Source organism: Enterobacter cloacae complex sp. OE43NF, assembly GCF_023544405.1.
Taxonomy (GTDB): Bacteria; Pseudomonadota; Gammaproteobacteria; order Enterobacterales; family Enterobacteriaceae; genus Enterobacter; species Enterobacter cloacae.
On the sequence record NZ_JAMJFW010000025.1, the window covers coordinates 56,890 to 72,274 of the forward strand.

Consider the following 15,385-nt stretch of genomic DNA (forward strand, 5'->3'; position numbering starts at 1 on the left):
GTGTTAAACCGTTATCCTTTGTGGAAGTACATCATGCTGGTCGTCGTGATTCTCGTCGGCCTGCTGTACGCGCTTCCCAACCTGTATGGTGAGGATCCGGCTGTTCAAATCACTGGCGCGCGCGGTGTCGCCGCCAGTGAGCAAACGCTGATCCAGGTCCAGAAAACGTTACAAGAAGAAAAAATTACCGCTAAGTCTGTGGCTCTGGAAGAGGGCGCAATTCTTGCTCGCTTCGACACCACCGACACGCAGCTCCGCGCTCGCGAAGCGCTGATGGGCGTGCTGGGTGATAAATACGTCGTGGCGCTTAACCTTGCTCCTGCTACCCCACGTTGGCTGGCTGCGCTGAGCGCAGAGCCAATGAAACTCGGTCTTGACCTCCGTGGCGGCGTACACTTCCTGATGGAAGTGGATATGGATACCGCGCTGGGCAAACTGCAGGAACAGAATATCGATAGCCTGCGCAGCGATCTGCGTGAAAAAGGCATCGCGTATACCACCGTTCGTAAAGAAGATAACTACGGTATGAGCATCACGTTCCGCGACAGTGCGGCGCGCGATCAGGCTGTAGATTACCTGACCCAACGTCACCGTGACCTGGTGATCACCGCTCAGGGCAGCAACCAGCTGCGCGCGGTAATGACCGACGCCCGTCTGAAAGAAGCGCGTGAATATGCCGTTCAGCAGAACATCAACATTCTGCGCAACCGTGTAAACCAACTGGGCGTGGCTGAACCGCTGGTGCAGCGTCAGGGTGCTGACCGTATCGTTGTAGAACTGCCGGGTATTCAGGACACCGCGCGCGCGAAAGAGATTCTGGGCGCCACTGCAACGCTGGAATTCCGTCTGGTGAACACCAACGTTGACCAGTCTGCTGCCGCTTCTGGCCGTATTCCGGGTGACTCGGAAGTGAAAGAGACCCGCGAAGGTCAGCCCGTTGTGCTGTACAAACGCGTGATCCTGACCGGTGACCATATCACCGACTCCACCTCCAGCCAGGACGAGTACAACCAGCCGCAGGTTAACATCTCGCTGGACAGCGCGGGTGGTAACATTATGTCTAACTTTACCAAGGACAACATCGGTAAACCGATGGCAACCCTGTTCGTGGAGTACAAAGACAGCGGTAAGAAAGACGCTAACGGCCGTGCGGTGCTGGTGAAAGAGGAAGAGGTGATTAACATCGCCAATATCCAGTCTCGTCTGGGTAACAGCTTCCGCATCACCGGTATCAATAACCCGAACGAAGCGCGTCAGCTCTCTCTGCTGCTGCGTGCCGGTGCGCTGATTGCGCCAATTCAGATTGTTGAAGAACGTACCATTGGTCCAACTCTGGGTATGCAAAACATCCAGCAGGGGCTGGAAGCATGTCTGGCCGGTCTGGCGGTCTCTATCCTCTTCATGATCTTCTTCTATAAGAAGTTTGGTCTGATTGCCACCTCCGCGCTGATCGCGAACCTGGTGCTGATCATCGGCATTATGTCCCTGCTGCCAGGGGCGACGCTGACCATGCCGGGGATTGCGGGTATCGTTCTGACCCTTGCGGTGGCGGTCGACGCCAACGTACTGATTAACGAACGTATCAAAGAAGAGTTGAGCAACGGTCGCTCTGTTCAGCAGGCGATTGATGAAGGCTATAAAGGCGCGTTCAGCTCCATCTTCGATGCGAACGTAACAACACTGATCAAGGTTCTTATCCTGTATGCAGTGGGGACTGGCGCAATCAAAGGCTTTGCGATTACCACCGGTATCGGTGTTGCAACGTCAATGTTTACTGCTATTGTCGGCACCCGTGCCATCGTGAACCTGCTGTACGGCGGCAAGCGCGTCAAAAAGCTGTCTATCTGAGGAGTGCGTTGTGGCACAGGAATATACTGTTGAACAATTGAACCACGGCCGTAAAGTCTGGGACTTTATGCGCTGGGACTACTGGGCCTTCGGCATTTCAGGTTTACTGCTGATTCTGTCCATCGTCGTTATGGGCGTAAAAGGCTTTAACTGGGGTCTGGATTTCACCGGTGGTACGGTGATTGAAATCACCCTGGAAAAACCGGTTGATATGGACCAGATGCGTCAGTCACTGCAGAAAGCGGGCTTTGAAGAGCCGCTGCTGCAGAACTTCGGCAGCAGCCGCGACATCATGGTGCGTATGCCGCCGGTACACGATGCCAACGGCAGTCAGGAGCTGGGCAGCAAGGTTGTTAGCGTGATTAACGAAACAACCAGCCAGAACGCCACGGTTAAGCGTATTGAGTTCGTCGGCCCGAGCGTGGGTGCGGACCTGGCGCAAACCGGTGCGATGGCGCTGCTGGTGGCGCTGATCTCCATCCTGGTGTACGTCGGTTTCCGCTTTGAGTGGCGACTGGCGGCGGGTGTGGTTATCGCACTGGCGCACGACGTGGTGATCACCATGGGCGTACTGTCTCTGTTCCATATTGAGATTGACCTGACAATTGTGGCATCCCTGATGTCCGTTATCGGTTACTCCCTGAACGACAGTATCGTGGTATCTGACCGTATTCGTGAAAACTTCCGTAAGATCCGTCGTGGTACGCCGTACGAAATCTTTAACGTGTCGTTGACCCAGACGCTGCACCGTACCTTGATCACATCCGGTACAACCTTGATGGTGATCCTGATGCTGTATCTCTTCGGTGGTCCGGTGCTGGAAGGCTTCTCGCTGACCATGCTGATCGGTGTGTCTATCGGTACTGCGTCGTCAATCTACGTGGCGTCCGCTCTGGCACTGAAACTTGGCATGAAGCGCGAGCACCTGCTCCAGCAGAAAGTCGAGAAAGAAGGGGCGGATCAGCCGTCTATTCTGCCGTAAGACGTTTATCGCGTTATCGAAATCCCGGTCTGTTGACCGGGATTTTTTTTATCTGCTCCTGACAAACACTCCTGACAGTATGCTGTCAGGAGCCCTGTCGTAGACTCCTGTTGAACCCAAACAAGAGGCAGGAGGATGTATGAAAAGTGTGATTAACTGGTTTGAGATCCCGGTCGCGGATATGGATCGCGCCATCAAATTTTATGAGCCGGTGATGCAGGTTTCACTGAGGCGCGAGAAAATGGACAGCGCCGAGCTGGCGGTATTCCCGCATGAGGATCCGGCCACCGGCGGCGCGCTGGCAAAATTTGAGGGGATTATTCCCTCGGTGCAGGGGGCCATTATCTACCTGCATACTGACAATTTGACCGCTACGCTCGATCGCATTGCCTCTGCGGGCGGCGAGTGCGTGTTTGGCCCGCTGGAGTTACCGCGCGGTATTGGTACTATTGCTTTATTTACCGACAGCGAAGGTAATCGCGTCGGCCTTCATCAACCTGCCTGAGAGCGTAAGCAAAAATGACCCGACGCGCTGACCGTTTGTTTCAGATAGTACAGATCCTGCGGGGCCGACGTCTGACAACGGCAGCGCATCTTGCGGACCGGCTGGGCGTTTCTGAGCGCACGGTGTACCGCGATATCCGCGACCTGTCGCTTTCCGGCGTGCCGGTGGAGGGCGAAGCGGGGAGCGGTTACCGGCTGATGTCGGGGTTTGACCTGCCGCCGCTGATGCTGACAAACAAGGAGTCTGAGGCGCTGATTGTGGCTATTCGCCTGCTTACCACCTGGGGTGGGGAGTCGCTGTCGCGCGAACTGGAGTCTGCACAGGAGAAAGTGCTCGCGATCCTGCCCGAAGAGAGCCGCCGAAAGGCAGAGCAGACGCGGATCTACGCCCCGGATTTTGGCATGAAAAGCCACTCCCGCAGTGATTTTGATGTCATACATCAGGCGATCTCGGCCCAGCGCGTGCTCGTGCTGCATTATCGTGACGAAGCGGGGCAATTTTCAACGCGTGAGGTTCAGCCGCTGGGGCTGTTTTTCTGGGGAGAACGCTGGCTACTGGCGTCATGGTGTGAACTGCGCGATGACTATCGCTTTTTCCGTCTCGACAGATGCCTCAAAATTGTCCTTACGGAAAGACGCTTTAGTGAGAGTGCAGACCGATCGCTGGCGGATTTTTTGCGCAAGGTGAAGCAGTAACAAGCCACGGGGAGAGACAGCCCTCACAGGTTTTGTAGGCCGGGTAAGCGTCAGCGCCACCCGGCAACAATCACACGATTAGAAGTTGTAACCCACTACCAGGTAACCACCCCAACCGGTAGAACGGACGCTGAAGTCGCCGTTGCCGAAGTTCAGGCTGGCGTCGTCGTTCCACTGTCCACCGTTGTGCCAGTAACGCGCAACAACAGAGTAGTGCCAGTGATCGTAGTTCAGCGCCAGGATGTGGCTGGAGGCGATGGAGTCGTTGGTGCGCGCTTTCTTACCGTTCAGATCGCGGAAGTCGTTGTCGCCCAGATCGGAACCCCAGTCAAAGTTGGTGAAGCCGATATAGCTCAGGTTGCCGCCCCACAGCTGGGTGATTGGCACAAAGTATTTCACTTTGAAACGGTAACCATCCCACTCGTTTTCGTTCGCGGCACCGTAGTTCTGCCATTGATACTTAGCGTACACGTTCAGAGACAGGCTCATTGGCAGGCCCGTGTCGATGTCGGTACCCAGACCCATATACCAGGTGCTCTGGCGACCGGACTTGTTACGGCCCATGTCGTAGATATAGTTGTTCGCGAAATACCACTCTTTGAACGGACCAAACGCCAGGCTGGTACCAGTCAGTTTATCAATAGAGAAGCGCGGTTCGATCTCCATGAACAGTGGGGAACCGTGGTTCCAGATACCTTTTGCGTCGGTGTTACCACCGAAGAAGACCGGTGCATCCATATAGCCGTAGAAATCAAACCAGTCTTTCTTGGCGAACGCTTCGTACTCCAGGTAGGTATCGTTACGGATCTGAGGTCCGAAACGGGTGTGGTAGCTGCCGACCACGTTAACGCTCTGGTGCCACCAGTCGGAGAGGTATTGTGGTTTATCGTTTTCCGCTGCGTTAACAGTGAAAGAGGAGGACAATGCCAGCACGGCGCCGGCTGCGAGTAATGTTTTTTTCATAATCATGCCACTGATTGAAATTCCCTTCCGGGAGTGAAAAATGCGCGAATTGCGTTTCTAAATATTTCGTGTTTCTGCGGAGCCTATTATAGGAATCCTTGCTCACAAAAATATGTGTTGTTTCACATATCTCTCACACGCGTAATCGATTGCGTTCACGTTTGCGTACTTTAAACGGCCGGGATTGTAGCGGCAATCATTTATGTTGCCAATCCATACGAAATGTAAATGTTAGCGGAGTGACATTTCACTCCGCTCAAAAGGAGGGGGATTACTGTGCGGCGGGTTGGATGTCGTGAATGCGGATAAAGCCTAACTGATCGGGCGTAAGGCCGCTTAACTGAAGCGGAATATCCACATCACTCGGCGCTAAAACACTGGCCGGGGCGGTGAAGAGCTGATTCTTCACGTTCACCTCCTGGTAATTCTCGGTGGTGCCCTGGATCTGGCCCCACTCGACGGTGCCGCTAAAGGCTGGCAGCGGATCGTTGGACTCACCCTGAATTCGTAATGTTGCGCGAGTACCATCCGCATTTGCCGCCACATTCACCAGCGACATTTTTAACGTGCCAACCTGGCTGTTGAGACGGGCAGGGGTGTTGGCCCCCGGCAGCAAATACACTCCGCTGGTGGATTTTGCATTCAGCGCGTTTTGCTGGGTGATCTTCACGGTCTCTTTGTTCAGTTTGTCCATTGCCGTATTGAGCGTATTCACGCTCTGTTTCATCTGGCGGACTTCGGTTTGCTGTGCACAGGCGCTAAGGGTGAAGAGGCTCCCCACCAGCAGAATTTTCAGGTAACGTCTTGTCATTGCGTTTAATTCCTTGAAATAACGGATCACCGTAATGGTAGCCAGCATCATCCCGACAGACATAGATCCTTTGTCTCAAAAAGCTCTTCCTTTGTTGTCAGGCCAGTTCAGGGTAAAATGAAAGTCAGTTAACCAGATAACAGGGATACCGTATGCATTGCCCATTCTGCTCCGCTGTGGATACCAAAGTCATCGATTCTCGTCTTGTGGGCGAAGGGTCTTCCGTACGCCGCCGTCGGCAGTGTCTGGTATGTAACGAGCGTTTCACGACCTTTGAGGTGGCAGAGCTGGTCATGCCGCGCGTGGTAAAAAGTAACGACGTGCGCGAGCCGTTTAACGAAGAGAAGCTGCGCAGCGGAATGCTTAAGGCGCTGGAGAAACGCCCCGTCAGCGCGGATGACGTGGAAATGGCGTTAAACCACATTAAATCTTACCTTCGTGGTCTGGGTGAACGTGAAGTGCCCAGCAAGATGATCGGCAATCTGGTGATGGAGCAGTTGAAAAAGCTTGATAAGGTTGCCTATATCCGCTTCGCCTCTGTCTACCGCAGTTTCGAAGATATCAAAGAGTTTGGCGAAGAGATCGCCCGCTTACAGGATTGAGTCCATGCAGGATGAGATGTACATGGCGCGCGCCATGAAGCTGGCGCAGCGCGGTCGATTTACCACCCATCCCAACCCCAACGTCGGGTGCGTCATTGTTAAAGATGGCGAGATCGTGGGCGAAGGTTTCCACTACCGCGCGGGCGAGCCCCATGCTGAGGTGCATGCCCTGCGTATGGCGGGTGAAAAAGCGCGTGGGGCTACGGCCTACGTGACGCTTGAGCCGTGCAGCCATCACGGGCGCACACCGCCATGCTGTGAAGCGTTGATCGCGGCGGGAGTGTCACGCGTTGTCGCTGCGATGCAGGATCCTAATCCCCAGGTGGCCGGACGTGGTCTGTACCGTCTGCAGCAGGAAGGGATCGATGTTAGCCACGGTCTGATGATGCAGGATGCGGAAGCTATCAATAAAGGCTTCCTGAAGCGTATGCGTACCGGGTTCCCGTATATTCAGCTCAAGCTGGGCGCCTCACTGGATGGCCGCACGGCGATGGCGAACGGCGAAAGTCAGTGGATCACCTCGCCGCAGGCAAGGCGCGATGTGCAACGTCTGCGTGCGCAAAGCCATGCTATCCTCACCAGCAGTGAAACGGTTCTCGCGGACGATCCGGCCATGACCGTGCGCTGGAACGAACTGAATGCCGATACCCAGGCGCTGTATCCGCAGGAAAACCTGCGTCAGCCGCTGCGTATTGTCATTGATAGCCAGAACCGCGTCACGCCTGAACACCGCATTGTGCAGCAGCCCGGTGAAACCTGGATTGCCCGCATAAAAGAAGATTCACGCGACTGGCCGGAAAGCGTGCGCAGCATTATGGTGCCGGAGCACAACGGTCATCTGGATTTAGTGGTGCTGATGATGCTGCTGGGTAAGCAGCAGGTGAACAGCATCTGGGTGGAAGCCGGCCCGACGCTGGCAGGCGCACTGCTCCAGGCAGGTCTGTTCGATGAACTGATTGTCTACGTTGCGCCTAAACTGCTGGGTAGCGACGCGCGTGGCCTGTTTGTGCTGCCCGGCCTTGAAAAACTGGCCGATGCACCACAACTCAAATTTAGCGAGATTCGTCCGGTGGGTCCGGATGTTTGCCTCCATTTAACGACAGCGTAATTGCTCCTGAAATAGGGAAGCAGTGCGCAAAGTATTATGATAAAATCCGCCCCCCTGCGGGGCCAAATGAACCCGTAAAGGAAGAGTATGAACATTATTGAAGCTGCTGTAGCTACCCCGGACGCTCGCGTCGCCATCACCATTGCGCGTTTCAACAACTTCATCAACGATAGCCTGCTGGAAGGTGCGGTTGACGCCCTGAAACGTATCGGCCAGGTTAAAGATGACAACATTACCGTTGTGTGGGTTCCAGGTGCTTACGAACTGCCACTGGCAGCGGGCGCGCTGGCGAAAACCGGTAAATACGACGCGGTGATTGCGCTGGGTACCGTTATTCGTGGCGGCACTGCGCACTTCGAATACGTTGCGGGCGGTGCAAGCAATGGTCTGGCGCACGTTGCACAGGACGCTGAAATTCCTGTCGCGTTCGGCGTGCTGACCACCGAAAGTATTGAACAAGCCATCGAACGTGCTGGCACTAAAGCCGGTAACAAAGGTGCAGAAGCTGCACTGACCGCGCTTGAAATGATCAATGTATTGAAAGCCATCAAGGCCTGATTTTTTTGTAAGGGGAATTCCGTGAAACCTGCTGCTCGTCGCCGCGCCCGTGAATGTGCCGTTCAGGCACTTTACTCCTGGCAGTTGTCCCAGAACGACATCGCTGATGTTGAATACCAGTTCCTGTCAGAACAGGACGTGAAAGATGTTGACGTTCTGTACTTCCGTGAACTGCTGTCGGGAGTGGCGACTAATAGCGCGTATCTCGATGGTCTGATGAAACCCTACCTCTCCCGTCTGCTCGAAGAGCTGGGTCAGGTAGAAAAAGCAGTGCTGCGCATTGCGCTGTTTGAGCTGTCTAAACGTGATGATGTGCCGTACAAAGTGGCCATCAACGAAGCGATCGAACTGGCGAAAACCTTCGGCGCTGAAGACAGCCACAAGTTTGTAAACGGCGTTCTTGATAAAGCAGCACCTGCGATCCGTCCCCACAAAAAGTGATCCGCAAACCGGAGCTCTGCATTGCCTGACGGGCAGTGCGGCTCCGGTTTTTTCTTTTATTTGCTGAGGCATAACGTATGGCATGCGGCGAATTCTCCCTGATTGCCCGTTATTTCGACCGTGTCAGAACCTCTCGTCTTGATGTTGAAACCGGCATTGGCGATGACTGTGCACTTCTCAATATTCCCGAAAAACAGACGCTGGCAATCAGCACCGACACCTTAGTGTGCGGGCGCCATTTCTTACCTGATATCGATCCTGCCGACCTGGCGTATAAAGCGCTGGCGGTCAACGTGAGCGATCTGGCTGCGATGGGGGCCGATCCGGCGTGGTTAACGCTGGCCCTGACGCTGCCAGAGGTCGATGAACCCTGGCTTGAAGCCTTTAGTGACGCTCTGTTTGAGCAGCTTAACTACTACGACATGCAATTGATTGGCGGCGATACCACGGCGGGGCCGCTATCGATGACGCTCGCGATCCACGGTTATGTGCCGGCTGGGCGCGCGCTGAAACGCTCCGGGGCGAAACCTGGCGACTGGATCTACGTCACCGGTACGCCGGGCGACAGCGCAGCGGGACTGGCGATCCTCCAGGATCGCTTAACCGTGAATGACACTGACGACGCGGCGTATCTGGTCAAACGGCATCTGCGGCCAACGCCGCGTATTCTTCACGGCCAGGCGCTACGCGAACGGGCAAGCTCAGCTATCGATCTCTCGGACGGGTTAATCTCAGATCTCGGTCATATTCTGAAGGCCAGCGGTGTCGGCGCGCGCGTTGACCTGGATCTGTTCCCGCTATCAGAGCAGCTGCTTCGACACGTCGAGCCTGAGCAGGCGCTGCGCTGGGCGCTCTCCGGCGGCGAAGATTATGAGCTGTGCTTTACCGTGCCTGAGCTCAACCGTGGGACGCTGGACGTGGCGTTAGCGCATCTCGGCGCGAAATTTACCTGTATCGGCCAGATCATGCCGGAGAGTGAAGGGCTGAAGTTTGTGAAAAATGGTGCGCCCATTACGCTGGACTGGAAAGGGTACGATCACTTCGGGTGATGTTGTGCGATCTGTACTGCCGGGTGGCGGCTTCGCCTTACCCGGCTTACGTATCAGAGGGTTAGGGAGAGGGATTACTTAAACCCTACCACCGGATGCTGCTGATACGGTGTCTCCAGCTCGGCAACTTGCTCCGGTGTCAGCGTGATATCTACCGCATTCAGCAGTTCATCAAGCTGCTCTTCCCGCGAAGTGCCAATAATCGGTGCCGCGACGCCGCGTTTACCCAGCAGCCATGCCAGCGCGACCTGGGCGCGGGTGGCTCCGGTATCGTCGGCGATCCCGGCTAACCGTTCGGCAATTAACGCATCGCTGGCTTCTGTACTGGAATAAAGATTTTTTCCTACTTCATCCGATACCAGGCGGGCTGTGGTTTCCCCCCACGGACGGGTCAGGCGACCACGTGCCAGCGGGCTCCACGGGATCACTGCCACGCCTTCCTGATAGCAGAGCGGTAGCATCTCGCGTTCTTCTTCGCGATAGATCAGGTTGTAGTGATCCTGCATGGTGACGAAACGCGCCCAGCCATGTTGCGCCTGCAGAGCCAGCGCCTGAGCAAACTGCGACGCGTGCATAGACGATGCGCCGATGTAGCGCGCTTTACCGGCTTTCACCACATCGTTGAGCGCTTCAAGCGTCTCTTCAATGGGCGTGTTGTAATCCCAGCGGTGAATTTGCAGCAGGTCGACATAGTCCATGTTCAGGCGTCGAAGGCTGTCATCAATGGAACGCAGGATCTGGGCGCGAGAGAGCCCCTCAGCCAGATCGCCCACCGGGTAATAGACCTTGGTGGCGACGACGATTTCATCACGACGCGCAAAATCGCGCAGGGCACGGCCGACGATCTCTTCACTGCTGCCGTCGGAGTAGCTGTTGGCGGTGTCAAAGAAGTTAATGCCACCTTCAATGGCGCGTTTGATGATAGGGCGGCTGCTCTCTTCCGGCAGCGTCCAGGCGTGATTACCCCGGTCAGGCTCGCCAAAGGTCATACAGCCCAGGCAAAGTCGGGAAACGTTAAGATCCGTTTTTCCTAATGTCGTGTATTGCATGGTTCCACTCCTGCTTTTTTAAACAATACGTTTAAGCATAGCAGGAGCGGAAAAGGGGAAGGATCAGGCAAGCCAGCTACGAATTTTGGCTTCAATACCAGCGGCGTCCAGGCCAATTGCCGCGCGGGCTTCGTCCTGAGTACCTTGCGGAATGAAGTGATCCGGCAGACCAAGGTTCAGTACCGGAACGGCTTTACGGTTCGCCATCAGCACCTCGTTCACGCCGCTACCCGCGCCGCCCATGATGGCGTTTTCTTCCAGCGTCACCAGCACCTCATGGGTTTCTGCCATTTCCAGGATCAGGGATTCATCGAGCGGTTTCACGAAGCGCATATCCACCAGAGTGGCATTCAGCGCTTCAGCGACCTTAGCGGCCTCTGGCATCAGGGTGCCAAAATTCAGAATTGCCACTTTCTCACCGCGACGTTTCACCAGACCTTTACCTATCGCCAGTTTTTCCAGCGGCTGCAGCTCAACGCCTACCGCGTTACCGCGTGGATAGCGAACCGCGCTTGGACCATCCTGGTAGTGGTAGCCGGTATACAGCATCTGACGACATTCGTTTTCGTCGCTTGGCGTCATGATAACCATGTCCGGAATGCAGCGCAGGAACGAAAGATCGAATGCACCCTGGTGCGTCTGGCCGTCAGCACCCACGATGCCTGCGCGGTCGATAGCAAACAGCACCGGCAGCTTCTGGATGGCAACGTCATGGATCACCTGATCGTAGGCGCGTTGCAGGAAGGTGGAGTAGATCGCCACCACCGGTTTGTATCCACCAATCGCCAGACCCGCCGCGAAGGTGACTGCGTGCTGCTCGGCAATCGCCACGTCAAAATACTGGTCAGGGTATTTTTTGGAGAACTCGACCATGCCGGAACCTTCTCGCATGGCCGGGGTGATCGCCATCAGCTTGTTGTCTTTCGCCGCGGTTTCACATAACCAGTCACCGAAGATTTTGGAATAGCTCGGCATACCGCCGCTGCTTTTTGGCAAACAACCGCTGGTCGGATCGAATTTAGGTACCGCGTGGAAAGTGATCGGATCTTTTTCCGCCGGTTCGTAACCACGGCCTTTCTTCGTCATGATATGCAGGAACTGCGGGCCTTTCAGGTCGCGCATGTTCTTGAGCGTGGTGACCAGCCCCAGCACGTCGTGCCCATCAACCGGGCCAATATAGTTAAAGCCCAGCTCTTCAAAGAGTGTGCCCGGCACGACCATGCCTTTGATGTGTTCTTCGGTGCGCTTGAGCAGCTCTTTGATTGGCGGTACGCCAGAGAAGACTTTCTTGCCGCCTTCGCGCAGCGTGGAGTAAAGCTTGCCGGAGAGCAGCTGTGCCAGATGGTTGTTCAGCGCGCCGACGTTCTCGGAAATCGACATTTCGTTATCGTTCAGGATAACCAGCATGTCCGGCTTGATATCGCCCGCGTGGTTCATGGCCTCAAAGGCCATCCCGGCGGTGATGGCGCCGTCGCCGATCACGCAGACGGTGCGGCGCTGCTTGTTCTCTTTTTCGGCGGCCACGGCAATACCGATACCCGCAGAGATGGAGGTGGAGGAGTGGCCGACGCTTAAAACATCGTACTCACTCTCACCGCGCCACGGGAACGGATGCAGGCCGCCTTTCTGGCGGATCGTGCCAATTTGATCGCGACGACCCGTCAGAATTTTATGTGGATAGGCCTGATGGCCCACGTCCCAGATGAGCTGATCGAACGGGGTGTTGTAGACGTAGTGTAGCGCAACGGTCAGCTCGACCGTGCCAAGCCCGGAGGCGAAATGTCCGCTGGAGCGGCTTACGCTGTCGAGCAGATAGCGACGCAGCTCGTCGCACAGCTTCGGCAGGTTCTCTTTCGGCAACAGACGCAACTCCTGGGTGGAGTCAACTAACGCCAGTGTCGGGTATTTGGCAATATCAAAACTCATCAAAGGCTCATCGAGATAGTGTGTTTATTTATCACGCTGGATTATATAGTCCGCTAGCGCTTCCAGTGCCGAGGTATCGAGAGACTGCGCGGCCAGTTCATTCAGCGACTGGCGGGCTTCCTCTATCAGATCCCGGGCTTTACGCTGGGCTTGCTCAAGACCCAGCAGGGCGGGGTAGGTACTTTTGCCAAGCTGCTGATCCGCACCCTGACGTTTACCCAATGTTGCAGTATCGCCCACCACATCCAGAATGTCATCCTGAACCTGGAACGCCAGACCGATACTTTCTGCGTATCTGTCCAGAATCGGCAGGGCTTTGCGCCCCTGTTCACCCGCGCTCAGTGCGCCCAGGCGTACGGCGGCACGGATGAGTGCGCCCGTTTTATGCCGGTGAATACGCTCCAGCTGTTCCAGATTAACCTGACGTCCTTCTGCCTCCAGATCCAGCGCTTGCCCACCGCACATTCCGGCAACGCCGCTGGCCATCGCCAGCTCGGAAACCATTGCCAGACGGTCGCGATCGCTGACTTCTGCCATCGGCGCATCGCTCAGAATAGAGAATGCCAGCGTTTGCAGGGCATCCCCCGCCAGGATGGCATTCGCTTCGCCAAACTTAATATGGCAGGTTGGCTGACCGCGACGCAGATCGTCATCATCCATCGCCGGTAAATCATCGTGGATCAGCGAGTAGGCATGGATGCACTCAACGGCGGCAGCCGGGGCGTCCAGCGTAGTATCGCTGATACCAAACATATTGCCTGTGGCGTAGACGAGGAACGGGCGCAGGCGCTTTCCACCCAAGAGTGCGCCATAGTGCATGGCCTCAACCAGTGGAGTGTTCTGAAAAGGTTGTGGCGCAATAAAACGGCGCAGGGCGTCGTTGGCGCGTATGACTCGCGCCTGAAGCTCGTTAGCAAAATCCATTTACTCGGCGTCCGGTGTGAAAGGCGTTGTCTTAGCGTCTTCGCTATCGGAAAGCAGGATCTGCACACGCTGCTCGGCCTGCTGCAGTTTAACCTGCCCCTGGCGCGCCAGCTGCACGCCACGCTCGAATTCGTTGAGCGCCTCTTCCAGCGGTAAATCACCGCTCTCAAGGCGGGTGACGATCTGCTCCAGTTCACTCAGCGCAGTTTCAAAACTGGCCGGTGCGTCGTTCTTCTTCGGCATAGTGAATTGACTCTTATATTCTCAGCCCCAACATGGTAACGGACTCGGGGCAATTATCAAATAACGCGCAATGTGCACAGGAACGGCGCGATGGTGGTATACTTGCGCGCCTGGATGCAGCCACGGGTGTGGGCTGTAATATTATTTTCCATTACAAGCCTTAATACGCTTGCCTAAGAAACATTGCCGCCATGAAGTTTATCATTAAATTGTTCCCTGAAATCACCATCAAAAGCCAATCTGTGCGTTTGCGCTTTATTAAAATTCTCACCGGGAACATTCGTAACGTTTTAAAACACTACGACGAAACCCTCGCCGTGGTGCGCCACTGGGATCACGTTGAAGTCCGCGCGAAAGATGAAAACAAACGTCAGGACATTCGCGACGCGCTGACCCGTATTCCGGGTATTCACCATATTCTGGAAGTGGAAGATGTTCCGTTCACTTCCCTGCATGACATCTTCGAAAAAGCGCTGGTGCAGTATCGCGACCAGATCGAAGGCAAAACCTTCTGCGTGCGCGTGAAGCGTCGCGGCAAGCACGAATTCAGCTCTATCGAGGTGGAACGTTACGTTGGCGGCGGTCTGAACCAGCATGTTGAAACGGCGCGCGTGCGTCTGACCAACCCGGATGTCACCGTGAACCTGGAGATCGAAAACGATCGCCTGCTGCTGGTGAAAGGGCGTTACGAAGGTATCGGCGGCTTCCCAATCGGTACTCAGGAAGATGTGCTGTCCCTGATTTCCGGTGGTTTCGACTCTGGCGTCTCCAGCTACATGCTGATGCGTCGCGGCTGCCGTGTGCATTACTGCTTCTTTAATCTGGGCGGCGCGGCGCATGAAATCGGCGTGCGTCAGGTGGCACACTATCTGTGGAATCGCTTTGGCAGCTCGCACCGCGTGCGCTTTGTGGCGATCAACTTCGAGCCAGTGGTTGGCGAAATCCTGGAGAAAGTGGACGACGGTCAGATGGGCGTGGTCCTCAAGCGTATGATGGTGCGTGCGGCCTCTAAAGTAGCGGAACGCTATGGTGTGCAGGCGCTGGTCACCGGTGAAGCGCTGGGTCAGGTTTCCAGCCAGACGCTGACCAACCTGCGTCTCATCGACAATGTCTCTGACACCCTGATCCTGCGTCCGCTGATCTCTCACGACAAAGAGCACATCATCGATCTGGCGCGCGAAATCGGCACTGAAGATTTTGCCCGTACCATGCCAGAGTACTGCGGCGTGATCTCGAAGAGCCCGACGGTCAAAGCGGTAAAAGCGAAGATCGAAGCGGAAGAAGAGAACTTTGATTTCAGCATTCTGGATAAAGTGGTGGAAGAAGCCTCCAACATCGACATCCGTGAGATTGCCCAGCAGACCGAGCAGGAAGTGGTTGAGGTTGAAACCGTGAGCGGTTTCGGTGCCAACGACGCGATTCTGGATATCCGCTCCGTTGATGAGCAGGACGACAAGCCGCTACAGGTGGAAGGGGTGGAAGTGGTTTCTCTGCCGTTCTATAAGCTGAGCACCAAATTTGGCGACCTCGACCAGAGCAAAACATACCTGCTGTGGTGTGAGCGTGGGGTGATGAGCCGCCTGCAGGCGCTGTATCTGCGTGAGCAGGGCTTTGCGAATGTGAAGGTGTATCGCCCGTAGTTTTTTGCGGGGGTGTGTGTGGCTTGATGCCCTCGCCCCGA

Annotated in this window: 16 protein-coding genes; 10 read left to right on the forward strand and 6 right to left on the reverse strand. The window is 55.6% G+C overall.

Annotated elements, in window-relative coordinates; translation table 11 throughout:
• The 4 genes from secD to M8370_RS13445 all read left to right on the forward strand — a co-directional run bounded on the left by secD (position 1) and on the right by M8370_RS13445 (position 4,030).
• Complete coding sequence (gene secD / locus M8370_RS13430; RefSeq protein WP_071830016.1) at positions 1-1,848, forward strand: protein translocase subunit SecD; 1,848 nt, start codon at positions 1-3, stop codon at positions 1,846-1,848.
• 10 nt (positions 1,849-1,858) lie between these two features.
• Positions 1,859-2,830, forward strand: a complete 972-nt coding sequence (secF, locus tag M8370_RS13435; RefSeq protein ID WP_013095834.1) for a protein translocase subunit SecF — start codon at positions 1,859-1,861, stop codon at positions 2,828-2,830.
• A gap of 139 nt (positions 2,831-2,969) precedes the next feature.
• Positions 2,970-3,335, forward strand: a complete 366-nt coding sequence (locus M8370_RS13440) for a VOC family protein (protein ID WP_020686373.1) — start codon at positions 2,970-2,972, stop codon at positions 3,333-3,335.
• A 14-nt stretch (positions 3,336-3,349) separates the two neighbouring features.
• Positions 3,350-4,030, forward strand: coding sequence for a helix-turn-helix transcriptional regulator (locus M8370_RS13445; RefSeq protein WP_250021182.1), 681 nt, complete (start codon positions 3,350-3,352; stop codon positions 4,028-4,030).
• A 78-nt stretch (positions 4,031-4,108) separates the two neighbouring features.
• Here M8370_RS13445 and M8370_RS13450 read toward each other — a convergent pair whose 3' ends face one another.
• Both M8370_RS13450 and M8370_RS13455 read right to left on the reverse strand, forming a co-directional pair.
• The gene (locus M8370_RS13450; RefSeq protein ID WP_025756198.1) at positions 4,109-4,993 is read right to left on the reverse strand and encodes a nucleoside-specific channel-forming protein Tsx; all 885 of its coding nucleotides are present in this window, start codon (positions 4,991-4,993) and stop codon (positions 4,109-4,111) included.
• A 271-nt stretch (positions 4,994-5,264) separates the two neighbouring features.
• Positions 5,265-5,804: a SadB/YajI family lipoprotein gene (locus M8370_RS13455; RefSeq protein ID WP_014830864.1), complete on the reverse strand. Its 540-nt coding sequence runs from the start codon at positions 5,802-5,804 to the stop codon at positions 5,265-5,267.
• A gap of 152 nt (positions 5,805-5,956) precedes the next feature.
• Between M8370_RS13455 and nrdR the strand changes: the two genes are divergently transcribed.
• The 5 genes from nrdR (at position 5,957) to thiL (ending at position 9,562) form a co-directional block, all read left to right on the forward strand.
• Positions 5,957-6,406: a transcriptional regulator NrdR gene (nrdR, locus tag M8370_RS13460; protein ID WP_008503337.1), complete on the forward strand. Its 450-nt coding sequence runs from the start codon at positions 5,957-5,959 to the stop codon at positions 6,404-6,406.
• Positions 6,407-6,410: 4 nt separating this feature from the next.
• Positions 6,411-7,514 (forward strand): bifunctional diaminohydroxyphosphoribosylaminopyrimidine deaminase/5-amino-6-(5-phosphoribosylamino)uracil reductase RibD, encoded by a 1,104-nt coding sequence (gene ribD / locus M8370_RS13465; protein ID WP_250021183.1) that lies wholly within the window; start codon positions 6,411-6,413, stop codon positions 7,512-7,514.
• A gap of 87 nt (positions 7,515-7,601) precedes the next feature.
• Positions 7,602-8,072: a 6,7-dimethyl-8-ribityllumazine synthase gene (ribH, locus tag M8370_RS13470; RefSeq protein WP_003859098.1), complete on the forward strand. Its 471-nt coding sequence runs from the start codon at positions 7,602-7,604 to the stop codon at positions 8,070-8,072.
• Positions 8,073-8,093: 21 nt separating this feature from the next.
• A complete protein-coding gene (gene nusB, locus M8370_RS13475; protein ID WP_006809908.1) occupies positions 8,094-8,513 on the forward strand; it encodes a transcription antitermination factor NusB in 420 nt (139 codons plus the stop codon).
• A gap of 77 nt (positions 8,514-8,590) precedes the next feature.
• The gene (gene thiL, locus M8370_RS13480; RefSeq protein ID WP_250021184.1) at positions 8,591-9,562 is read left to right on the forward strand and encodes a thiamine-phosphate kinase; all 972 of its coding nucleotides are present in this window, start codon (positions 8,591-8,593) and stop codon (positions 9,560-9,562) included.
• Positions 9,563-9,636: 74 nt separating this feature from the next.
• Here thiL and M8370_RS13485 read toward each other — a convergent pair whose 3' ends face one another.
• From M8370_RS13485 to xseB, 4 genes are all read right to left on the reverse strand, one after another.
• Entirely contained in the window at positions 9,637-10,611 is a 975-nt protein-coding gene (locus M8370_RS13485; protein ID WP_038985384.1) for an aldo/keto reductase, read from the reverse strand.
• A gap of 63 nt (positions 10,612-10,674) precedes the next feature.
• A complete protein-coding gene (gene dxs / locus M8370_RS13490) occupies positions 10,675-12,537 on the reverse strand; it encodes a 1-deoxy-D-xylulose-5-phosphate synthase (RefSeq protein WP_023622252.1) in 1,863 nt (620 codons plus the stop codon).
• 24 nt (positions 12,538-12,561) lie between these two features.
• Positions 12,562-13,461 (reverse strand): (2E,6E)-farnesyl diphosphate synthase, encoded by a 900-nt coding sequence (gene ispA, locus M8370_RS13495; RefSeq protein WP_014830869.1) that lies wholly within the window; start codon positions 13,459-13,461, stop codon positions 12,562-12,564.
• Positions 13,462-13,704, reverse strand: coding sequence for an exodeoxyribonuclease VII small subunit (gene xseB / locus M8370_RS13500; RefSeq protein WP_008503331.1), 243 nt, complete (start codon positions 13,702-13,704; stop codon positions 13,462-13,464).
• A gap of 191 nt (positions 13,705-13,895) precedes the next feature.
• Between xseB and thiI the strand changes: the two genes are divergently transcribed.
• Positions 13,896-15,344 carry a tRNA uracil 4-sulfurtransferase ThiI gene (gene thiI / locus M8370_RS13505; protein WP_020686381.1) on the forward strand — a complete coding sequence of 483 codons (1,449 nt, stop codon included), beginning with the start codon at positions 13,896-13,898 and terminating at the stop codon, positions 15,342-15,344.
• Positions 15,345-15,385: the final 41 nt, after the last annotated feature.

What these genes read in the sequence shown, in the direction of transcription:
- M8370_RS13440 (WP_020686373.1), top strand. Translation starts at nt 2,970, where the DNA reads ATGAAAAGTGTGATTAACTGGTTTGAGATCCCGGTCGCGGATATGGAT.
- M8370_RS13445 (WP_250021182.1), top strand. Translation starts at nt 3,350, where the DNA reads ATGACCCGACGCGCTGACCGTTTGTTTCAGATAGTACAGATCCTGCGG.
- M8370_RS13450 (WP_025756198.1), bottom strand. Translation starts at nt 4,993, where the DNA reads ATGAAAAAAACATTACTCGCAGCCGGCGCCGTGCTGGCATTGTCCTCC.
- M8370_RS13455 (WP_014830864.1), bottom strand. Translation starts at nt 5,804, where the DNA reads ATGACAAGACGTTACCTGAAAATTCTGCTGGTGGGGAGCCTCTTCACC.
- nrdR (WP_008503337.1), top strand. Translation starts at nt 5,957, where the DNA reads ATGCATTGCCCATTCTGCTCCGCTGTGGATACCAAAGTCATCGATTCT.
- ribD (WP_250021183.1), top strand. Translation starts at nt 6,411, where the DNA reads ATGCAGGATGAGATGTACATGGCGCGCGCCATGAAGCTGGCGCAGCGC.
- ribH (WP_003859098.1), top strand. Translation starts at nt 7,602, where the DNA reads ATGAACATTATTGAAGCTGCTGTAGCTACCCCGGACGCTCGCGTCGCC.
- thiL (WP_250021184.1), top strand. Translation starts at nt 8,591, where the DNA reads ATGGCATGCGGCGAATTCTCCCTGATTGCCCGTTATTTCGACCGTGTC.
- M8370_RS13485 (WP_038985384.1), bottom strand. Translation starts at nt 10,611, where the DNA reads ATGCAATACACGACATTAGGAAAAACGGATCTTAACGTTTCCCGACTT.
- dxs (WP_023622252.1), bottom strand. Translation starts at nt 12,537, where the DNA reads ATGAGTTTTGATATTGCCAAATACCCGACACTGGCGTTAGTTGACTCC.
- ispA (WP_014830869.1), bottom strand. Translation starts at nt 13,461, where the DNA reads ATGGATTTTGCTAACGAGCTTCAGGCGCGAGTCATACGCGCCAACGAC.
- xseB (WP_008503331.1), bottom strand. Translation starts at nt 13,704, where the DNA reads ATGCCGAAGAAGAACGACGCACCGGCCAGTTTTGAAACTGCGCTGAGT.
- thiI (WP_020686381.1), top strand. Translation starts at nt 13,896, where the DNA reads ATGAAGTTTATCATTAAATTGTTCCCTGAAATCACCATCAAAAGCCAA.